Source organism: Pseudomonas sp. 1 R 17, from assembly GCF_900067035.1.
Taxonomy (GTDB): domain Bacteria; phylum Pseudomonadota; class Gammaproteobacteria; order Pseudomonadales; family Pseudomonadaceae; genus Aquipseudomonas; species Aquipseudomonas marginalis.
In genome coordinates this window covers 290,314-308,918 of the sequence record NZ_FKLB01000058.1, presented here as the reverse complement: position 1 = coordinate 308,918, position 18,605 = coordinate 290,314, and the positions used below count along the sequence as shown (strand labels likewise).

Here is an 18,605-nt window from a genome sequence, read left to right as displayed (position 1 = left end):
TTAATGAATTTTTATTCCATCTATTGAAATATGGGAATTTTTATTCCATTAATAGCCTTCCTGAAAACAATAATCCAAAGGACCACGGCTATGCGTGAACTCGGAATCGGCTTGATCGGCACAGGCTTCATGGGCCGCGCCCATGCACTGGCCTTCAACAATGCCCGGGCGGTATTTGAACTGCCGGTACACCTCAAGCTGGCCGCCCTGGCCGATGCCGACACCGAACGCGCCCAGCGCTGTGCCACGGCCTGGGGCTTTGCCCAGGCCCACGGTGACTGGCAGGCGCTGATCGACGACCCGGCCGTGGATGTGGTGGCCATCACCACGCCGAACCACCTGCACTTTCCCATGGCGATGGCGGCCATTGCAGCGGGCAAGGCGGTGTACTGCGAAAAACCCCTGGCGGTCAGCCTGGAGCAGGCCGATGCCATGCGCCAGGCCGCCCGCGAAGCCGGGGTGGTGACGCGGGTCGGCTACAACTACCAGCACAACCCGATGATCGGCCTGGCGCGGCAATTGATTGCCGAGGGTGACCTCGGCGACATCATCAGCTTCCAGGGCGAGTTCAGCGAAGACTTCATGGCCGGCCCGGCGTCACCGTGGTCGTGGCGCTGTGAAGTGGAGCATGCCGGTGGCGCCCTGGCGGACCTGGGCAGCCACTTGCTGTCGATGGCGCGTTACCTGGTGGGCGATGTGACCGCCGTGTGTGCCGACACCCAGACCGTCCACGCCCAACGCCCGGCCGTCAAAGGCAGCGCCGAGCAGAAAGCCATCGCCGTGGATGACCAGGTGCACGCCCTGCTGCGCTTCGCCAACGGCGCGCGCGGCACGGTGAGCAGCAGTTGGCTCAAGCACGGTTACAAGAACCACCTGAGTTTCGAGATCAGCGGCACCAAGGGCACGTTGGCGTTCGATCAGGAGCGCTTGAATGAACTGCGCCTGTGCCGTGTCGGCCAGGACGGTTTCCAGCGTTTGCTGGCCGGCCCTGCCCTGCCCGGCTACGCAGCGTTCAGCCCGGCGGCGGGGCATCAGTTGGGCTACAACGAGCTGAAGACCCTGGAGGTGCAGGAGTTGATCATGGCGCTGGCCGGCCAGGGCGCGGATGGCACCGACTTTGACGCGGCGTGGGAGGTGGAACGGCTGGCGACGGCGATTCGTGTGGCGGCCCGTGAAGAACGCTGGGTCAACCTAAACTCGCTCTGAAGCGCAATGCAAAACCCTTGTGGGAGGGGCAAGCCCCCCTCCCGACTTTCAGATCACCTGCACACCTCTCAATCAGCGGAAGTGAAGCCTGTCGAGCATGTCGGGACGCCTGAGGAGTTCCTTCGCCAGCCAGGCCTGGCGACCGAAGTAGGGATGCCTGGTAACGGTCCAGTTGGCAACTTCATGCAGTTTTTCGAGGCTGAGGTGGAAGGGCCACTGCGGGGCCTTGAACAGATCGACATCACGCATCAGCTCTCGGGCCAACTCTTTGTCATTCTGGTTTTTAAACATCGTGATGTTGAGGTTGTTTCGATCGATCAGGCCATCCAGCCCGCCGGTGATATGGTGACGGTCCATATCATCGACCAGGCCTCCACGCCTCATCAGTTCCCGTGCCAGGCGGATATTCTGGTCTTTTTCATAATCGCCGGTCAGCGGTTTGCCGGCCATATCCTTCAGGCCGTCCTTGGTGATGAACCCATTGGGTGCCTTGAAGTCATCGAACCTGTCGAGCAGCATGCGTGATAGGTCCGCATTGCTCTTGCTACCGAAACCGTAGCAGGGCCTGCAGGGGAACGGGTCGGGACTTGGAGGGCGCTGGGCGCCAAAGCAGTGGCGGACGAACAGCTTGAAATTGCTCATAACCCCCAGGGGCCAATAACCTGCTTTGATCTGCTGTGCACGGTCACGCGCCTCGAAGCCGGCGGTATCCGCGTTCGCGTAAAACGCCGGCGACCGCGGGGTGTCACTCGACTGAAAGCTGATTGAGGCGCTCTTTTGCGGAGTGGCGGACGAATTCACCGTTGGTTTTGGGGAAGAGCTATTGCCCTGATCCACCTCCGAGTCCAGGCGTGAGGAAGTAACAGGTTTATCAAGAGCAGGCGCCAACATCGTTTGATGTCTCCAGTCCGGTTTGGCCAAAAAGTGTTCACCTGCCTGTCCAGCGTCGCACCAGGACGCAGATACACAGCGATAACGCTGGGTTGCAAGTAGTCCTTATGTGGCAAGCCTGTCCGAATCAGTTCCTGCTTTTCTAGCGCAAGGCTCGACGCAGCACTTTGCCCACTGTCGTTTTAGGCAACTCGGTACTGCGAAACTCCACATACCTGGGCACCTTGTAGCCCGTCAGGTATTCGCGGCAATGGGCGAGGAGCTGTTCCTGGGTCAGGTTCGGGTCCTTGCGCACCACGATGATCTTGACCTTCTCCCCCGTCACGCCGTCTTCCACGCCGATGGCCGCCACTTCGCCGACGCCCGGGTGCAGCGCCACCACGTCTTCGATTTCATTGGGGTACACGTTGAAGCCCGAGACCAGGATCATGTCTTTCTTGCGGTCCACCAGGCGGATATAGCCGCGTTCGTCCATCACGCCGATGTCACCGGTCGACAACCATCCCTCGGCGTCGAGCACTTCGGCGGTGGCGTCCGGACGCTTCCAATAGCCCTGCATCACCTGTGGGCCGCGCACCTGCAGTTCGCCTTGCTCGCCGATATCGGCCAGCTCGCCGTCTTCACGCATAAACCGCACCCAGGTCGACGGCAGCGGGACGCCGATGCTGCCGGTGAATTCCATTTCGCGCATGCGCGCAATGTCGATCGGGCTGATGCTCACCACCGGCGAGCATTCGGTGAGGCCGTAGCCTTCGATGATCGGCAGCCCGGTGACGTCCTTCCAGCGCTTGGCCACCGCCGTGTGCGTGGCCATGCCGCCGGCGATCACCATGCGCAGGTCGGAGAAGTCCCGGGCGCAGAACTCCTTATTCTCCAGCAAGCCGTTGAACAGCGTATTGACCCCGGCAATGCCATTGAAGCGCTCCTTGCGCAGGATCATCTGCACCCGCTTCACATCCCGCGGGTTGGCGATGAGGATGTTGCGCCCGCCCAGGCACATGAACATCAGGCAGTTCACCGTCAGGGAAAAGATGTGGTACAGCGGCAGCAGGGTGACGTTGGTTTCCTGCTTGTCCTGGTCCAGTTGGTCGCCGACCCAGGCCTTGGCCTGCAACAGGTTGGCAATGATATTGCGATGGCTGAGCATCACGCCCTTGGCATCCCCGGTGGTGCCGCCGGTGTATTGCAGGAAGGCCAGGTCGTCGAGATGCATGTCCACCGGGAAGTGGTTGAGCGCGCGGCCCTGTTTCAACACCTGGTTGAAACGCACCGAGCCCCTCAGGTTGAACGCCGGCACCTGCTTTTGCACGCGGCGCAGGATGAAGTTCATCGCCGCGCCCTTGAAGCTGCCAAGCAGATCACCGATGGCGGCCACCACCACGCGCTTGATGCTGCTGCCGGCGATGACTTTTTCCAGGGTGTGGGCGAAGTTTTCGAAGATCACCACGGTTTCGGCGCCGCTGTCCTTGAGCAAGTGCTTGAGCTCATGGGCGGTGTACAACGGGTTGACGTTGACCACCACCGCGCCGGCCAGGATCGTGCCCAGCAGGCAGATCGGGTACTGCAAGCAGTTGGGCATCATCAGCGCCACGCGGTCGCCCTTCTGTACGCCCTGGCCCTGCAGCCAGGCGGCGAACGCAATGCCTTGCACCTGCCAGTCGGCGTAGGTCATTTCGGTGCCGATGCTGACGTAGGCGACCCGCTCGCGAAATTTCTCCAGGTGCTCCAGGAACACCTCGCGCAACGACGGGTAGTCCTCGATACCGGCATCGATGTCCGCCGGGACGCCGGGCAGGTAAGCGTTCAACCAGACCCGTTCGGTGTGTTCCAGGCTGATAGCGTTCATGGCAGTCTCCTTATTGTTGTTTTTGATGGGGCTACTTTTCGACGATAGCGGTAATGCCCAGCCCGCCCGCCGCGCAGATGGAAATCAGGCCGCGACCGCCGCCCCGCTCATGAATGGCCTTGGCCAGCACCGCCAATTGCCGGCCACCGGTGGCGGCAAACGGGTGACCGCAGCCGAGGGAGCCACCGTTGACGTTCATTTTGGCGCGGTCGATTGCCCCCAGTGGCGCGTCCAGGCCGAGGCGCTCACGACAGTAATCGGCGTCTTCCCAGGCCTTGAGCGTGCACAGCACCTGGGCAGCAAACGCTTCGTGGATCTCGAAGAAATCGAAGTCGGCGAAACTCAGCCCTTCACGCTTGAGCATGCGCGGTACGGCGTAGGCCGGCGCCATCAGCAGGCCTTCGCTGCCGTCGACAAAATTCACCGCCGCCGTCTCGCCCGTGCGCAGGTAGGCCAACACCGGCCAGCCATGGGCCGCCGCCCAATCTTCGCTGGCCAGCAGCACCACCGAGGCGCCATCCGTCAGTGGCGTGGAGTTGCCCGCCGTGAGGGTACCGTGCTGGCGGTCGTAGGCCGGGGACAGGCCGGCGAGTTTCTCCAGGCTGGCGTCGGCGCGCAGGTTGTTGTCCCGCGCCAGGCCGCGATGGGGGCTGATCAGGTCGTCGAAGAAACCGCGCTGATACGCGGCATCCAGGCGCTGGTGGCTGGTGAGGGCCAACTCGTCCTGGGCCAGGCGCTTGATCTGCCAGCGTTGGGCCATGGCTTCGCAATGTTCGCCCATGGACAAACCGGTACGCGGCTCGCCATTGCGCGGCAACAGCGGCTTGAACAACATCGACGGACGCACCTTCAGCAGCGCCTTCACCTTGTCGCCCATGCCCTTGGCGCGGTTGGCCGCGAGCAAGGTGTGGCGCAGGGATTCATTGATGCCGATGGGCGCGTCGGAGGTGGTGTCGGCACCACCGGCGATGCCCACGTCAATCTGGCCGAGGGCGATCTTATTCGCCACCAGCAAGGCCGCTTCCAGGCCGGTGCCGCAGGCTTGCTGCACATCGTAGGCCGGGGTCTGCGGGGACAAGGTGGTCGACAGCAGCGATTCACGCGCCAGGTTGAAATCCCGTGAATGCTTGATCACCGCGCCGGCGGCAAACTCGCCCAGGCGCTGGCCGTGCAGGTTGTAACGGTCGACCAGGCCTTGCAGCGCCGCCACCAGCAGGTCCTGGTTGCTGTCGTGGGCATACACCGTGTTGGAACGGGCGAACGGGATGCGGTTGCCGCCGATGATCGCCACGCGGCGGGTCGGGGCCGGATTGAAGCTGTAGTCACTCATGTAGGGCTCTCATTCCAGACAAATAGCCCGCGCATATGCGGTTTGTCGCCGGCGAAATTGCGCACTTCGAATTCGCGCTGCGGGCCGCTCACGGGGTGTTGCCACAGGGCGACCTGGCCGGGCAGGAAGATCGGCAGCTTGAAGTCGCAATGGGCTTCGGCCTGACCCACGCCCCCGGGGGGTTGTTGAGCGGCCAATGCGCGGCCGAGGGTCCACATGCCATGGGCGATGGCGCGGCGAAAACCGAAGAGCCTGGCGCCGATCAGTGAGGTGTGGATCGGGTTGAAGTCCCCGGAGACCTTGGCGAAGCGCCGCCCCAGATCGGCCGGCAACACCCAGCGCTGGGTGCGCAACAGGCCTTCCTCCTGCAACGCCAGCGCGTCCTCCCATGGCTCGCCGACGGGACCTTTCACCGCGCGGCGCAGGTACAGGCTGTCGCTTTCCCACACCAGGCTGCCGCTGCTGTAGGCACGGGTGGCGATGCTCAGCGCCTGGCCCTTGGCGTGGGCCACCCAACGTTCGCAAAAGACTTCCAGGCGCAGCGCCTGGCCTTCCTGCAGGCGCTGGTGCTGCCGGATGCGGTTGGCCAGGTGCACCATGCCACTGGCCGGGTACGGAAAACTCGGACGGGTCAGCAGCATCAGGTGCAGGGGGAACGCCAGCACATGGGGGTACGACAGCGGCACGCCTTGTTCGCGGCGAAAGCCACAGGCACGGCCGTAAGCCGCAATGCCCGCAGCGGACAATTCCACCGCCGAGCGCACCAGGCGCTCCCTGGGCAACAGCGGTGCGCCGTCGAGTTTGGGTTTGCGCAGGCCACGTACGCCGTCCAGCAACAGGCGCGTGCGTGATGGCGGTGGGTCGATGATCTGCGTCACGTAGTCCATGGACTCAGGCTCCCAGCAGGCTTTGGCCGCACACGCGCACGACCTGGCCATTGACCCCGCCCGACGCCGGGTGCGCCAGCCAGGCAATGGTTTCGGCCACATCGATCGGCTGCCCGCCTTGGGACATCGAGTTCATGCGCCGCCCCGCTTCGCGAATCATCAGCGGAATTTTTGCGGTCATCTGGGTCTCGATAAACCCCGGCGCCACCGCGTTCACCGTGACCTGTTGCGCCGCCGCACGCGGGGCCAGGCCTTGCACCAGGCCGATCACGCCGGCCTTGGAGGTGGCGTAGTTGCTTTGCCCGAGGTTGCCGGCAATGCCGGAGATCGACGACACGCACACGATACGCCCCCCCGGATTCAGGCCCTGGCTATCCAACAAGGCACTGCTCAGGTGCAACGGTGCTTCGAGGTTGACCGCCAGCACGCTGCGCCAGGCCGCCTCCGTCATCTTGGTGATGGTCTTGTCGCGGGTGATCCCGGCGTTGTGCACCACCACATCGAAGGCACCGTATTGGCTGACATGGGCATGCAACTGGGCAGCGGCGTCCGCTGCCGTGATGTCCAAAGGCAGCGCCGAACCGTCCACACTCGCGGCCGCCTGTTGCAGCGAGTCCCGGGCCTGGGGCACGTCCACGCAGACCACATGGGCGCCCTCGCGGGCCAGGACCTGGGCGATGGCCAGGCCAATGCCTCGGGAAGCACCGGTGACCAGCGCGCGTCGGCCGGCGAAGGGTTTGTCCCAATTGACTGCGACCTGCCCATCCACCGGTTTTTCCAGGCGCACCACCTGCCCCGACACATAGGCCGAACGCCGCGACAGGAAGAAACGCAGGCTGCTGTCCAGTGCGACTTCCGCTCCCGGAGCCACGTACAACAACTGCACGGTGATCGCCCGGCGCAACTCCTTGGCCAATGAACGCACCAAGCCTTCGAGCGCACGCTGGGCGATGGCCTGGGGCAACTCGGTGCAGTGTTCCGGCGCGGTGCCCAGCACCACAACGCGGCCATGTTGGCCCAGGCGTTTGGCGTTGGCGTGGAAGAACTCATAGAGCTCGCCCAGTTGTTGCAAGCCGGTTATGCCGCTGGCATCGAACACTGCGCCCTGCACCTTGACCGTGGACGGCGCCTTGAGCGTCGCCGGGGTGGCGGTGACCGTGTCGGTGGCGCTGAACACCTTTTGCACCTGCGCAGCCAGGCGCCCTGCCCCGGCGACAATCACCGGGTTGGCCAGGCCTGGCTGGCCGTTGCGGTGACGCTGCAACGGCACGGGCTGGGGCAAGCCCACCACCTGGGCCAGGCGACGGCCCCAGGGGGAATTGACGAACGATAGGTAGCTGTCACTCATAGATAGATCCACTCACCACACAAACTTGCCGTGTAAACCCGATCCATGTCGGAGGGGGCAAGCCCTAATGCCAGTCATGTAGGAGCGAGCTTGCTCGCGAAGAAACTCAGGGCCACCACGTTTCTCCAGAATGAACGCGTTGCTTAGACGTTCTTCGCGAGCAAGCTCGCTCCTACATGACTGGCATTGGACCCATCCCTCTCCCACATTGACCGCGTTTGTCCTAGTTGACCGAGGCGTTTTCGCTTTGGCTGCTGCGCCGCTTGGCGACCGGTTCCAACGCCTGCCTGCGCTGCTGCAACGCCTCCAGCAAACCGAAGTCCTGGGGGAAGTCATCCACCTGGATAGCGTGGTCGGCGTATTCCACATAGCGCGCCAGCAAGGCGTCTTCGTCGTCGCTGATCAGGTCCAGCGCCCGCGCCTTGACGCGCCAGGCGGTGAAGGCCGTGGCGGCAATCGGCATCGGTTCGAGCAGGCCTTGCCTGATGGCCGGCTTGAGCCGGGCGTCGATCAGCTCGACTTGCGGCAGCAGGCGCAAGCCCAACTCGCCGTAGGCCAGCTTGTCGATTTCCGGACGCGGAATGTAGGAATTGGCCAGCAGGCGGTCGCGTGTTTCGCCGGGGATCTGCACCACATCGGCCACCTGGGCCAGCAGCTGATCCGAAGGTTTGCGCAACGGAATACCGAACGGGAACGTCAAACCACGCAGCACCGCCGCCGCCGCTGTGGAGGGGTAGTTATCCAGCACTTCGGCAAGGGCTTCATGGGCACGCAGCAATGCGTCCTGTGCCGCCCAATGCACCAGCGGCAGGTCTGCCTGGGGTCGGCCGTCGTCCTCAAAGCGCTTGAGCACGCAAGACAGGATGTACAGCTGCGACAGAATATCGCCCAAACGCCCGGTGATACTTTCCTTGCGCTTGAGGGCACCGCCCAGCACGCCCATGGAAATATCCGAGATCAGCGCCAGCACCACCGACAGACGATTGGCCTGGCGATAGTAGGTTGCCAGCGCCGGGTCGGTCTTGGCCGGTGCGGAAATCAGGCGCCCGCCGGTCAGGGCATGCACCGCCGCACGTACGGTGTTGGCCAATACAAAGCTCACATGGCCGAACATCGCGCTATCAAAGTCTTCCAGCGCCTGGCGCCGGTCCTGGTTGCGCGCCGCTTCCATTTCGCGGAACACATAGGGATGGCAACGAATCAGGCCCTGGCCAAAGATGATCAGGCAGCGCGTCATGATGTTCGCGCCTTCCACCGTGATGGCGATGGGGCTTTGCTGATAGGCACGGGCCAGGAAGTTATTGGGGCCCATGCAGATGCCCTTGCCGGCGACGATGTCCATGCCGTCGTTGACGATCATCCGCGCGCGTTCGGTGACGTGGTACTTGGCGATGGCCGAGATCACCGAGGGTTTCTCACCGGCATCCAATGAAGCCACCGAGACCTTGCGCACCGCATCGCAGGCATACAGGTGCCCGGCCATGCGCGCCAGCGGCGCCTGCACCCCTTCGAACTTGCCGATGGGCAAGCCGAACTGTTTGCGCATCGCCGCGTAGGCCGTGGTACCACGCACCGCGACCTTGCCCAGGCCGACGTTGGCCGACGGCAGGGAAATGGCGCGGCCGGCGGCCAGGCACTCCATCAACATGCGCCAGCCGTTGCCGACCTGTTCGCGGCCGCCGATCACCCACTCCAGCGGGATGAACACATCCTTGCCGGTGGTCGGGCCGTTCTGGAATACGGCATTGAGCGGCCAGTGCCGGCGACCACTGTTTACGCCGGGATGGGAGGTGGGGATCAGGGCACAGGTGATGCCGAGAGAGCCTTTCGGCCCCAGCAATCCGTCCGGATCTTCCGCGCGAAACGCCAGACCGAGCACCGTGGCGATCGGTCCCAGGGTGATATAGCGCTTGTCCCAGGTCACACGGAAACCCAGTACTTCCTGGCCTTCATGGGTGCCTTTACAGACGACGCCCAGATCGGGAATCGCCCCGGCATCGGAGCCGGCATACGGGCTGGTCAGGGCAAAGCACGGGATGTCTTCGCCCCGGGCCAAACGCGGCAGGTAGTAATTGCGCTGGGCGTCGGTACCGTAATGCAGCAGCAGTTCGGCCGGGCCCAGGGAGTTGGGCACCATCACCGAAATCGCCGCCGCCGAGCAGCGCGTCGACAGCTTCATCACCACTTGGGAATGGGCGTAGTGGGAGAAGCCTTTGCCGCCGTACTGCTTGGGAATGATCATGCCAAGGAAGCCGGCGTCCTTGGTGTACTGCCAGCCTTCGGGGGACATGTCCTGCCAGACCTGGGTGGTTTCCCAGTCGTTGGCGATATCGCACAAAGTTTCCACTTCATTGTCGAGGAAGGCTTGCTCCTCGGCGCTCAGGCTCGCCGGGGCCGCTTGCAGCAGGCGCTGCCAGTCGGGCTTGCCGCTGAACAGCTCGGCGTCCCACCACACGGTGCCGGACTCGATGGCGGCGCGTTCGGTGTCGGACATCGCCGGCATGATCGTGCGAAACAGATTGAGGGCCTTGCCGGTCAACAGCGCGCGGCGCAGCGGTTTAAGGCTCATCAACAACGCCGGCAATACCACCAGCACGGCCGCGACGGTGGCGCCGAAAGCCGCCACTCCATTGAACAGGTAGCCCGCTGTCAGCCAGATCAGGCCAGCGCCCAACCACAGGATGGCGGCAGCTTGTCGATACGCCAGGGCAATCGCGGCTGCGACACCCACCAATAACCAGATAACCATGGGGATACCTCTACTCGATTCAGGGCGTGGTTTACGTGCGAAAGGTCGGATCGACCTGCGGCGTAAAGCCACACTACAAACTTGGAAAGACAAATTCAAATTTTGTTTTGAAATTTTTATTTAATACCTGGACGAAAAAATAGCGGCTGAATGAATCAGCCTGGAATGCCAATACTCAAGGAACTGTTGACGTGGAATGAGGGTGAAGGCATCAAGATGCGCTTGGTGCCTTTTCCATCACCCTCTATGAAATATCAGAACGCGTAGGTGGCCGACACGCTCACCACATCGCCCGACGACTCCGCCTTGCCATTCAGGCTTGCGCCACCCAGACGATCGACGTTTTGAGTCTTGAGCTTGACCTCTTGCACGAACTGGTGGGAATAGGCCAAGTCAAGACTGAGGCCCTTGATTGCTTTCACATCGTAACCAGCCCCCAACGACAGGAATGTACGGTCGCCATCCGGGATTCGCGGGTCGCGGGTCGAATTGCGTGTAGGTGTCTGGTCAAGGGCTACACCTGCACGCAAGGTCAACTCATCGGTCAAGCGGTAGTCACCGCCGAGGGAGTACATCCAGGTGTTCTTGTAGTTGTAGGGAATGGACACAATGGTGGTGCCACCGGACTCGAGCGTCAGGTCTTTGAAAGAGGACCACTCAGTCCAGGTCACACTGGCCCCCATCGTGAAGCGATCGTTGAACTGGTGTACCCAGTCCAGGCCGGCCGTGGCAGGAATGTCCAGTTGGACACTGGCATGGGCGCCGTCCGGTGCCAGCTCTAACCCTGGATAAGCGGTATTCACCAACGTACCGCTACCGCCAAACGGACTTGGCTGGGTCATCAGGTTGTAGGAAAACTGATCGGCGTAAATATTATATTTGCCGGTCATCTTGTTCTTGATCTTGGCGTGGTAATTCAAGCCAAGGGTGTCTCGCTCCGTGGGTTTCCAAACAATGCCGGTAAACCAGCCCGCTGAAATGTTGTCGACCTTCACACGCATCAAGGCACTGCCGACATCAGACGGAAAATTGATCCCGCCCAGCACGGAATCGGACACCGCGGCGGCAGACAACAAGTCCACGTTTTGACTGACGAAGCCCTTGCTGTGTTGCACGATCACGCCACCGCCGATAGAAAATTGATCATTCACCTTAAAGGACAGGGATCCGGTCAATCCTACGGTTTCAATTTTGGTGTCCACTGCAAAGTCGCGCAGTTTCGAGTCCTGATCCCAAGTGGAGCGCATACCCTGCGGCACTACCTGGCTCAGGCCGAAAGCGAACCGATCCCCCAGGGGCATGACCATGAAACCGGTTGGCAACCAGGCAGTGAACCCGCCTTGGCCGCCGTCGTTGTTATTCACCGTGGTCGATGCGACGTCGGGAAAACCATTGGCGTCCAAGGGCGTATTGGAAATCGGGTTGCCTGCATAATCAGAGGCGTCACCTTTGTACTTGATCTTGATGCGGGCGTAGTCGACGGTAAATTGCGCCACGTTGTGTTCGACAAACGCCATGGCCGCCGGGTTGTTGTACGCGGAACTGGGATCGTTCTTGAACAACGAGCCACCGGCAAATGCCCGGCCCCAACCGGGTGCGCCGTAGGTCGGTGTTGAAAAACCGCCGGCCTGTGCAGGCGCGTTCACCATCGCCCCGCCTATCAGTGCCAGCCCCAGCAAAACCTGCACGTGTTGTTTCTTATTATTCATGCGGCACTCCTTATTGTTATTTCTCTGAGCCGGCCCCGCCGGTTCGTTTTGCTTCCGGCAGTTCACAAACTGGCGCCCGATCGAGGCGCCAGTCTTTCAACAGGTGATCAGCCCGGTGTGTCAGTTGCCCATCAAGGCACGATGGTAAATGTCGGGCTTGGGGTAACGCTGAGGCTCACCACGGTGCAGCTACCACTCAGGGTCTGGTTGGAGGCGGTCAGTACACCACCGCTGTAGCCCACGGTGATGGTGGACGGACCGCAATTGGACGCCGGATACAGAACCGACGCGGCGATGGTGTAACCAACGTTGCTGACCGAGCCCGCAGCGGCACCGGTGGCGGTCAAGGTCCATGGCAGACCGGTGATTTTCGGCAGCGCACAAAGACCACCGCCGGTCACCGCCACACCGGTGATTTTTGCCACACCGCTGGCATCGACGTTCCCGGTAAAAGTTGCGCCGCAGTTAACAGTGGCCTGGAACGACGATGGCGACTTCACCGAAATGGTGCCTGGCGCAGTGAAGCTCGAGTTCACCGGGGTGATGCTATAGGCATTGGCCATCGACGCAGCACCCATGCAAACAGCCAAAGCAGACAACGATACGAGGGTTTTCAAGCTTTTCATTGTTTTTCCTCACATGTTATGGCGAGTCATTTCGCCAGGGGGTAATGGCCATGAACGAGAGGTCACGGTGAAACTGCAGAACTTCCCTTTCCAGCCAAATTTCAATTCAATTACCGAAGCACGTTACTCAACAACTTTGAAGTTCGGCGGCATCTTGATCGACACCTGCTTGATCTTGCAGTCTTCGCCAATCGGTACATTGGCGGCTTCCAACTTGCCGGTGGCGTTATCCCAGGTGCCATCGGCGGTGGAAGGCCCGCACTTGCCGCCCAGGCCGAAAGCGTGAACATCGACACTGATCTTCGACATGGAACCGCTTCTGGTATCTTTGGCGACCAGGATCCACGGCAAGTTGATGGCTTCGACGCGACTGCACTTGAGGCCGCCGTCGAATTCGACTTTGTCGACATTGACCGAGGAACCGTCCGCAGCGACCTTGCCGGCCACCTTGATGGTGCAATCGGCGCTGATCAGCGCGCCTTTGGAGAAGCTGATCGGGCCCTGGGCGGTAAAGGCGCTGCCCGCCGGTTCGATACGCGCGGCCTGGGCCTGGTGATAGGTGATCAGGCCCAGCACGGCCAATACGATATGGGTGGTGAACTTGGCAGGTGTTTGCATGGTGTACGTCCTTCCCTTTCATTATTTTTGTTCGGGTCAAAGCACTTTCTCGGGGCGATAAAATCCTGCGCGGCAATCAGGCCCCGAGCACACAACAAAACTAAGTGTTACTTCAGATCAAAACGGCTTGGCACTGCCGCTGTACTTCTCCAGGTACTTCAAACGCTGTGAAGGTTGAAGATTGGTCAGGGTGATATCCCCGGCATAATGATTAAGGACTCGATGATCCATGCGCCGCCGCCACAAGTACGGTACATACGCCCAGACAATCATGCTCGCGTAACCATAAGGCAGTTGCGGCGACTCATCGAAGTGGCGCAACGACTGATAACTGCGCGTCGGGTTGGCGTGATGATCGGAGTGCCGCTGCAGTTGGAACAGAAAGATATTGGTGACAATCCGATTACTGTTCCAGGAGTGCCGAGGAGAACACCGTTCATAACGACCGTTGGGCAACTTCTGGCGTTTAAGGCCGTAGTGCTCTACATAGTTCACCACTTCCAGCAACGAGAAGCCGTAGATGCCCTGGATAACCAGGAACGGAATCACCGCTGCCCCGAGCCAGGCAATCATCGCGCCCCACAACACCACGCTGTACATCCAGGCACTGAGCACAGCGTTTTTCCAATGCCAGGCCGGCAGGCCGAGTTTGCGCAGGCGCTCGCGCTCCAGGTTCCAGGCCGAGTGTGCGCTGAACCACACCGAGCGCGGCAGGAAGGCCCAGAAACTTTCACCCAGCCGCGAGCTGGCGGGATCTTCCGGCGTGGCGACGCGCACATGGTGGCCACGATTGTGCTCGGTGTAGAAGTGCCCGTAGAAGGTCGGCGCCAGGGTGACCTTGGCGAGGAACACTTCCAGGGCATTGGGCTTGTGCCCCAGTTCATGGGCCGTGTTGATCGCGATACCGGTGGCAGCCCCCGTGGACATGGCCATGCCCAGGTAGGTAAACCAGCTTGGTTGGCCATGCAGTTGCGCACGCTCAGTGATGTAACCGGCGGCGTTGGCCAGCCAGCTGGAAGGTTCAAGGTTGGCGGTAGCGTGCAGCAGGCCGCCCCGGATGATCCAGTCGATGCCGCCGGCGGCCAGCCATCCGGTAATCACCACCGACGAGATGACGAACAGCACACCGGTGTAGACGATCCAGCGGTAGTAGCGTTGGGATTCCAGGTGGTTGACGGCGGATTCGGGCGGGTTACTGATGTCTTCGCCGAGCAGCCCGTCGATCAGGGGGATCAGGCCAAAGATCACCAGTACGCCGATCCACCACAGTTGCTGGATGCCGGTGGCAATGGCGAGTGCGCCGGACAACAGAGGGGTGGCCAATGGCAGGATGCCCAACCACCACAGGTGGCGCTTGCCGTCGGTCCAAACGCTTGGCGCTGCCAGAGTCCGGTTCATGGCAGCCTCCTTGGCAGGCAGGCGGAAAACAGGTTCAGGGAGCGCTGGGTGCTCCGGGAAATCAACCATGCGATAAAAGACGTTTTTTTCATTTTTATTCGCTCTTAGGCATTTCAAAAATCATTTCAAAATAAATATTGAAATATTTTTTTAAATAAATAGCGCGGAATCGTTAGGTCGTCAACTACTTTTTCGAGGCCTTTTTTACGTGACTGGACAGTCTGTTTTTCAGCTGTTTGGTCAGGTCTCTAGGGCAGGCATTTGCGACGTTCGACCCGGCGATGAGGGCCACGATTATTTGTTCGCCAAGGCAAAGGGCGGATGCAGGACCGTGGCCGTTTCCACCGGGCGCACGCGCTTGGCCACGTGCAGCACGGCCTCGACCACCCGCGCCGTGGCGGTGATCGGCAGCATGTGGCCGCGCCCTTCCACCACTTGCAGCTTGAGGCCGGGCACTTTATCGGCGAGGGCCTGGCCATGCCGGCGGAAGTCCAGCACCTTGTCCTGCGCGCCACAGATCAGGCCGATGGGCAGGGCCATTTGGGGGTAGCGCTTGACCATCCCGGGCAGGCAGTCGTTGACCAGCGCAATCTCGCTGGAGGCGGCGTAAAAGTTGTCGGGGCGCATACCCAGCAAGCCGCCGCCCCGGGTGGCGAAATCCTCGGGAGCGGCGTCCGGCGCAAACACGCCCTTGACCACCGAACGTCGAGTCAACAGGCCCATGGGCACGGTGAGGGTTTTGGCCACAAAGCGTCGCAACCAGGCCGGTCGCACCGCCAGCGACCAGAACACCAGCGGCAACCTGGGTTGGGGATGGGTCAACGGTGCCACCAGCACCAGGCCCGATATAGCCTCAGGATGATCGAGGGCCAGGGCCAGGGAAATCGCGCCGCCGAGGGAATGCCCGAGCACCAAGGGTTTGTCCAGGCCAAGCTGGTTGATGAAGGCCGCGACTTGCCGCGCCTGGGCCGGCAAGTCCGCAGCGGTACCTTTATGCCGCGTGGAATACCCCGACCCGGGACGGTCGAGGGTGATCACCCGAAAGTGCTCACGCAACTGGCGGGACAAGGCATAGGTCAGGTTGCGACTGCTGCCCATCAGCCCGTGAATCATCACCAGGGGCGGGCCCTCGCCCTCTTCCACATAATGAAAGCGCTCGCCATTCACCTCCACGAAGCGCCCGTTGATCGGAACAGCGGCTTCGATGCGCCGTGTCATCCAGGCGCTGAAACCCCATAGCACCGCACTTGCCCCCACCAGCACACCTGCAGCAGTCACCCATTGCACAGCCATAGCTCGTCCTCGGCTTCCCTGTGACCGCCGACCTGACCGGAATTGATCAAGGCCTCGGCCAACGTCCACACCCTGGACCTGAACGGCGTGCGTACCACGCTCGTCCGTCGGACAAGTCGCACATAAGGCACAAGGTCCTAGCGTAGGCGCTATTTTCAGGTAGATTATTTAAAATCTTTTTTAAAATAATTAATTCAATTTTTCTTTGCAATGGTGTTCTATCTAAAAGACACAACAAAAACAGGAGCACATCCGATGCCCATGAAGGACCGCCTATGAATGCCCACAGTGATTCCATCGACATCGCCATCATCGGTTCGGGTTTTGCCGGCCTGTGCATGGCCATCAAACTCAAGGAAGCGGGGCTCACCGACTTCTTTATCGCCGAGCAGGCCGACACCCTCGGCGGCACCTGGCGGGACAACCATTACCCCGGTTGCGCCTGCGATGTGCAGTCCCACGTGTATTCGTTTTCCTTTGCACCCAACCCGGACTGGACTCGGCAGTTCGCGCCGCAAGCGGAAATCCGCGCCTACCTGGAAGACTGCGCGGTGCGCTTCGGATTGGCGCCCTACCTGCGTTTCGGCATGGGCCTAAAGCGCGCGGTGTTCGATGAACAGCTACAACGCTGGCAGTTGAGTTTCAGCGATGGCCGCCACGTCAGTGCGCGGGTGCTGGTGTCGGGCATGGGCGCCCTGGCACGCCCGGCGCTGCCGGAGATTCCGGGGCTGGAAACCTTCAAGGGCAAGCGCTTCCACTCCCAGCAGTGGGATCACGCATACGCCTTGAAGGGCAAGCGCGTGGCGGTGATCGGCACAGGGGCCAGTGCCATCCAGTTCGTGCCGCAGATTGCGCCGCAGGTGGCGCACCTGGATCTGTTCCAGCGCACTCCACCGTGGATCATGCCCAAGCCCGACCGCGGGATTTCAGCGTTCGAACGCTGGCTGTTCAGACACCTGCCTGTTACCCAGCGCCTGGTGCGTGGCGCCTTCTACTGGGCACTGGAAGGCCGTGTGCTGGGATTTGCGCTGCATCCGCAGCTGATGAAAATGGTGCAGAAAGTCGCCCTGCGCCACCTTCGCAAACAAGTGCCGCGCCCTTCCCTGCGCAAGGCCCTGACGCCGGACTACACCATTGGCTGCAAGCGTGTGCTGATCTCCAATGACTACTACCCGGCGCTGTCGCGCAGCAATGTCGAGGTGGTGACCGACAACATCCTGCGTATCGAAGCCGACGGTGTGATCACCGCCGACGGGATCAAGCACCCGGCCGATTGCCTGATCTTCGGCACCGGTTTCCAGGCCACCGACCCACTGCCCCGGGACTGCATCATCGGTCGCGACGGTGTGGACCTGATGGACATCTGGCGCGACGGCGCACACGCCTATAAGGGCACCACGGTGCCGGGCTATCCCAACCTGTTTCTGATCATCGGGCCCAACACCGGCCTGGGGCATAACTCGATGATCCTGATGATCGAGGCGCAGGTCACCTACATCCTCGACGCGCTCAAGCAAATGCAGCGACATCGCATCGCCACGGTGGACGTCAAACCCGCAGTGGAGAGCGCCTACAACCAGCACCTGCAAGACCAGCTCAAACGCACCATCTGGAACACCGGCGGGTGCCAGAGCTGGTACCTCGACCCACGCACCGGCAAGAACACCACCCTGTGGCCCGGCTCGACCTGGCGTTTCAAGCAGGTGACCCGGCAGTTTGCGCTCAAGGACTACGTGGCCGGCCTGGGGCCGGTCAATGCCCCTACCCGGCCGATGCCGACGCCCCATTCCACCGCAGAAGGTAGCCTGTCATGAAGTCATTCAACGGCCGCGTGGCGGCGATTACCGGCGCGGCGTCCGGCATGGGCCGCGCCTTGGCCCTGGCCCTCGCGCGTGAAGGTTGCCACCTGGCACTGGCGGACAAAAACGCCCAAGGCCTGGAGCAGACCCTGGCACTGATCAAGACCTCAACCCTGGCGCCGGTGACGATTACCACCCAGGTCCTGGATGTGTCCGACCGCCAGGCCATGGAGGCTTGGGCGGCGCGCTGCGTGGCCGAGCATGGCCAGGTCAACCTGGTGTTCAACAACGCCGGCGTGGCCCTGTCGAGTACGGTCGAAGGCGTGGACTACGCCGACCTGGAATGGATCGTCGGCATCAACTTCTGGGGCGTGGTCCACGGCACCAAGGCGTTCCTGCCGCACCTCAAGGCCAGCGGCGACGGCCATGTGATCAACACGTCCAGCGTGTTCGGCCTGTTTGCCCAGCCCGGCATGAGCGGTTACAACGCGACCAAATTCGCCGTGCGCGGCTTTACCGAAGCCCTGCGCCAGGAGCTGGACCTGCAACGCTGCGGCGTCTCGGCCACCTGCGTGCACCCCGGCGGCATCCGCACCGATATCTGTCGCAGCAGCCGCATCGACGCGAACATGACCGGCTTCCTGATCCACAGCGAACAGCAGGCCCGCGCCGACTTCGAAAAACTCTTCATCACCGATGCCGACCAGGCCGCCAAGGTGATCCTGCAAGGCGTCCGCAAAAACAAGCGTCGCGTGCTGATAGGCCGCGACGCGTATTTCCTCGACCTGCTCGCCCGTTGCCTGCCGGCGGCCTATCAAGCGCTGGTGGTGCTGGCCAGCAAGCGCATGGCCCCCAAGCAACGCAGGCCAGTGTTTGAAACCAACGACGAGCCCCGTCTCTGAACA

14 protein-coding genes are annotated in these 18,605 nt (G+C 61.7%); 3 read left to right on the top strand and 11 right to left on the bottom strand.

The annotated features are described in order from the left end of the window. Positions 1–90 precede the first annotated feature (90 nt). Positions 91–1,206, top strand: a complete 1,116-nt coding sequence (locus tag BFP99_RS22320) for a Gfo/Idh/MocA family protein (protein WP_065948222.1) — start codon at positions 91–93, stop codon at positions 1,204–1,206. A 72-nt stretch (positions 1,207–1,278) separates the two neighbouring features. Here the strand turns inward: BFP99_RS22320 and BFP99_RS22315 are convergent, their stop codons facing one another. The 11 genes from BFP99_RS22315 to BFP99_RS22265 all read right to left on the bottom strand — a co-directional run bounded on the left by BFP99_RS22315 (position 1,279) and on the right by BFP99_RS22265 (position 15,901). Beyond that, a complete protein-coding gene (locus BFP99_RS22315) occupies positions 1,279–2,127 on the bottom strand; it encodes a hypothetical protein (protein ID WP_141690807.1) in 849 nt (282 codons plus the stop codon). 112 nt (positions 2,128–2,239) lie between these two features. Next, entirely contained in the window at positions 2,240–3,943 is a 1,704-nt protein-coding gene (locus BFP99_RS22310) for an AMP-binding protein (protein WP_065927125.1), read from the bottom strand. Between the two features lie 31 nt (positions 3,944–3,974). Further along, on the bottom strand, positions 3,975–5,273 hold the full coding sequence (locus BFP99_RS22305; protein WP_065948220.1) for an acetyl-CoA C-acetyltransferase: 1,299 nt from the start codon (positions 5,271–5,273) through the stop codon (positions 3,975–3,977). Beyond that, positions 5,270–6,160: a MaoC/PaaZ C-terminal domain-containing protein gene (locus BFP99_RS22300; protein ID WP_065948219.1), complete on the bottom strand. Its 891-nt coding sequence runs from the start codon at positions 6,158–6,160 to the stop codon at positions 5,270–5,272. Before BFP99_RS22300 ends, BFP99_RS22305 begins: the two co-directional genes overlap by 4 nt. A 4-nt stretch (positions 6,161–6,164) precedes the next feature. Further along, on the bottom strand, positions 6,165–7,508 hold the full coding sequence (locus tag BFP99_RS22295) for a 3-oxoacyl-ACP reductase (RefSeq protein WP_065948218.1): 1,344 nt from the start codon (positions 7,506–7,508) through the stop codon (positions 6,165–6,167). A 223-nt stretch (positions 7,509–7,731) separates the two neighbouring features. Continuing rightward, positions 7,732–10,257 (bottom strand): acyl-CoA dehydrogenase, encoded by a 2,526-nt coding sequence (locus BFP99_RS22290; protein WP_065948217.1) that lies wholly within the window; start codon positions 10,255–10,257, stop codon positions 7,732–7,734. A gap of 254 nt (positions 10,258–10,511) precedes the next feature. Continuing rightward, a complete protein-coding gene (locus tag BFP99_RS22285; protein ID WP_065927130.1) occupies positions 10,512–11,966 on the bottom strand; it encodes an outer membrane protein transport protein in 1,455 nt (484 codons plus the stop codon). A gap of 131 nt (positions 11,967–12,097) precedes the next feature. Next, positions 12,098–12,592 carry an alkane oxidation protein activator PraB gene (praB, locus tag BFP99_RS22280; RefSeq protein WP_027608591.1) on the bottom strand — a complete coding sequence of 165 codons (495 nt, stop codon included), beginning with the start codon at positions 12,590–12,592 and terminating at the stop codon, positions 12,098–12,100. 123 nt (positions 12,593–12,715) lie between these two features. Beyond that, positions 12,716–13,210 carry an alkane oxidation protein activator PraA gene (gene praA / locus BFP99_RS22275; protein ID WP_065948216.1) on the bottom strand — a complete coding sequence of 165 codons (495 nt, stop codon included), beginning with the start codon at positions 13,208–13,210 and terminating at the stop codon, positions 12,716–12,718. Between the two features lie 117 nt (positions 13,211–13,327). Then, positions 13,328–14,608, bottom strand: a complete 1,281-nt coding sequence (locus BFP99_RS22270) for an alkane 1-monooxygenase (protein WP_065948215.1) — start codon at positions 14,606–14,608, stop codon at positions 13,328–13,330. 294 nt (positions 14,609–14,902) lie between these two features. Next, on the bottom strand, positions 14,903–15,901 hold the full coding sequence (locus BFP99_RS22265; protein WP_065948214.1) for an alpha/beta fold hydrolase: 999 nt from the start codon (positions 15,899–15,901) through the stop codon (positions 14,903–14,905). Between the two features lie 275 nt (positions 15,902–16,176). On the opposite strand from BFP99_RS22265, the gene BFP99_RS22260 reads away from it, so the two are divergent. Both BFP99_RS22260 and BFP99_RS22255 read left to right on the top strand, forming a co-directional pair. Continuing rightward, the gene (locus tag BFP99_RS22260; protein WP_065948213.1) at positions 16,177–17,715 is read left to right on the top strand and encodes a flavin-containing monooxygenase; all 1,539 of its coding nucleotides are present in this window, start codon (positions 16,177–16,179) and stop codon (positions 17,713–17,715) included. Beyond that, positions 17,712–18,602 carry an SDR family NAD(P)-dependent oxidoreductase gene (locus BFP99_RS22255; protein ID WP_065948212.1) on the top strand — a complete coding sequence of 297 codons (891 nt, stop codon included), beginning with the start codon at positions 17,712–17,714 and terminating at the stop codon, positions 18,600–18,602. Before BFP99_RS22260 ends, BFP99_RS22255 begins: the two co-directional genes overlap by 4 nt. Positions 18,603–18,605 lie beyond the last annotated feature (3 nt).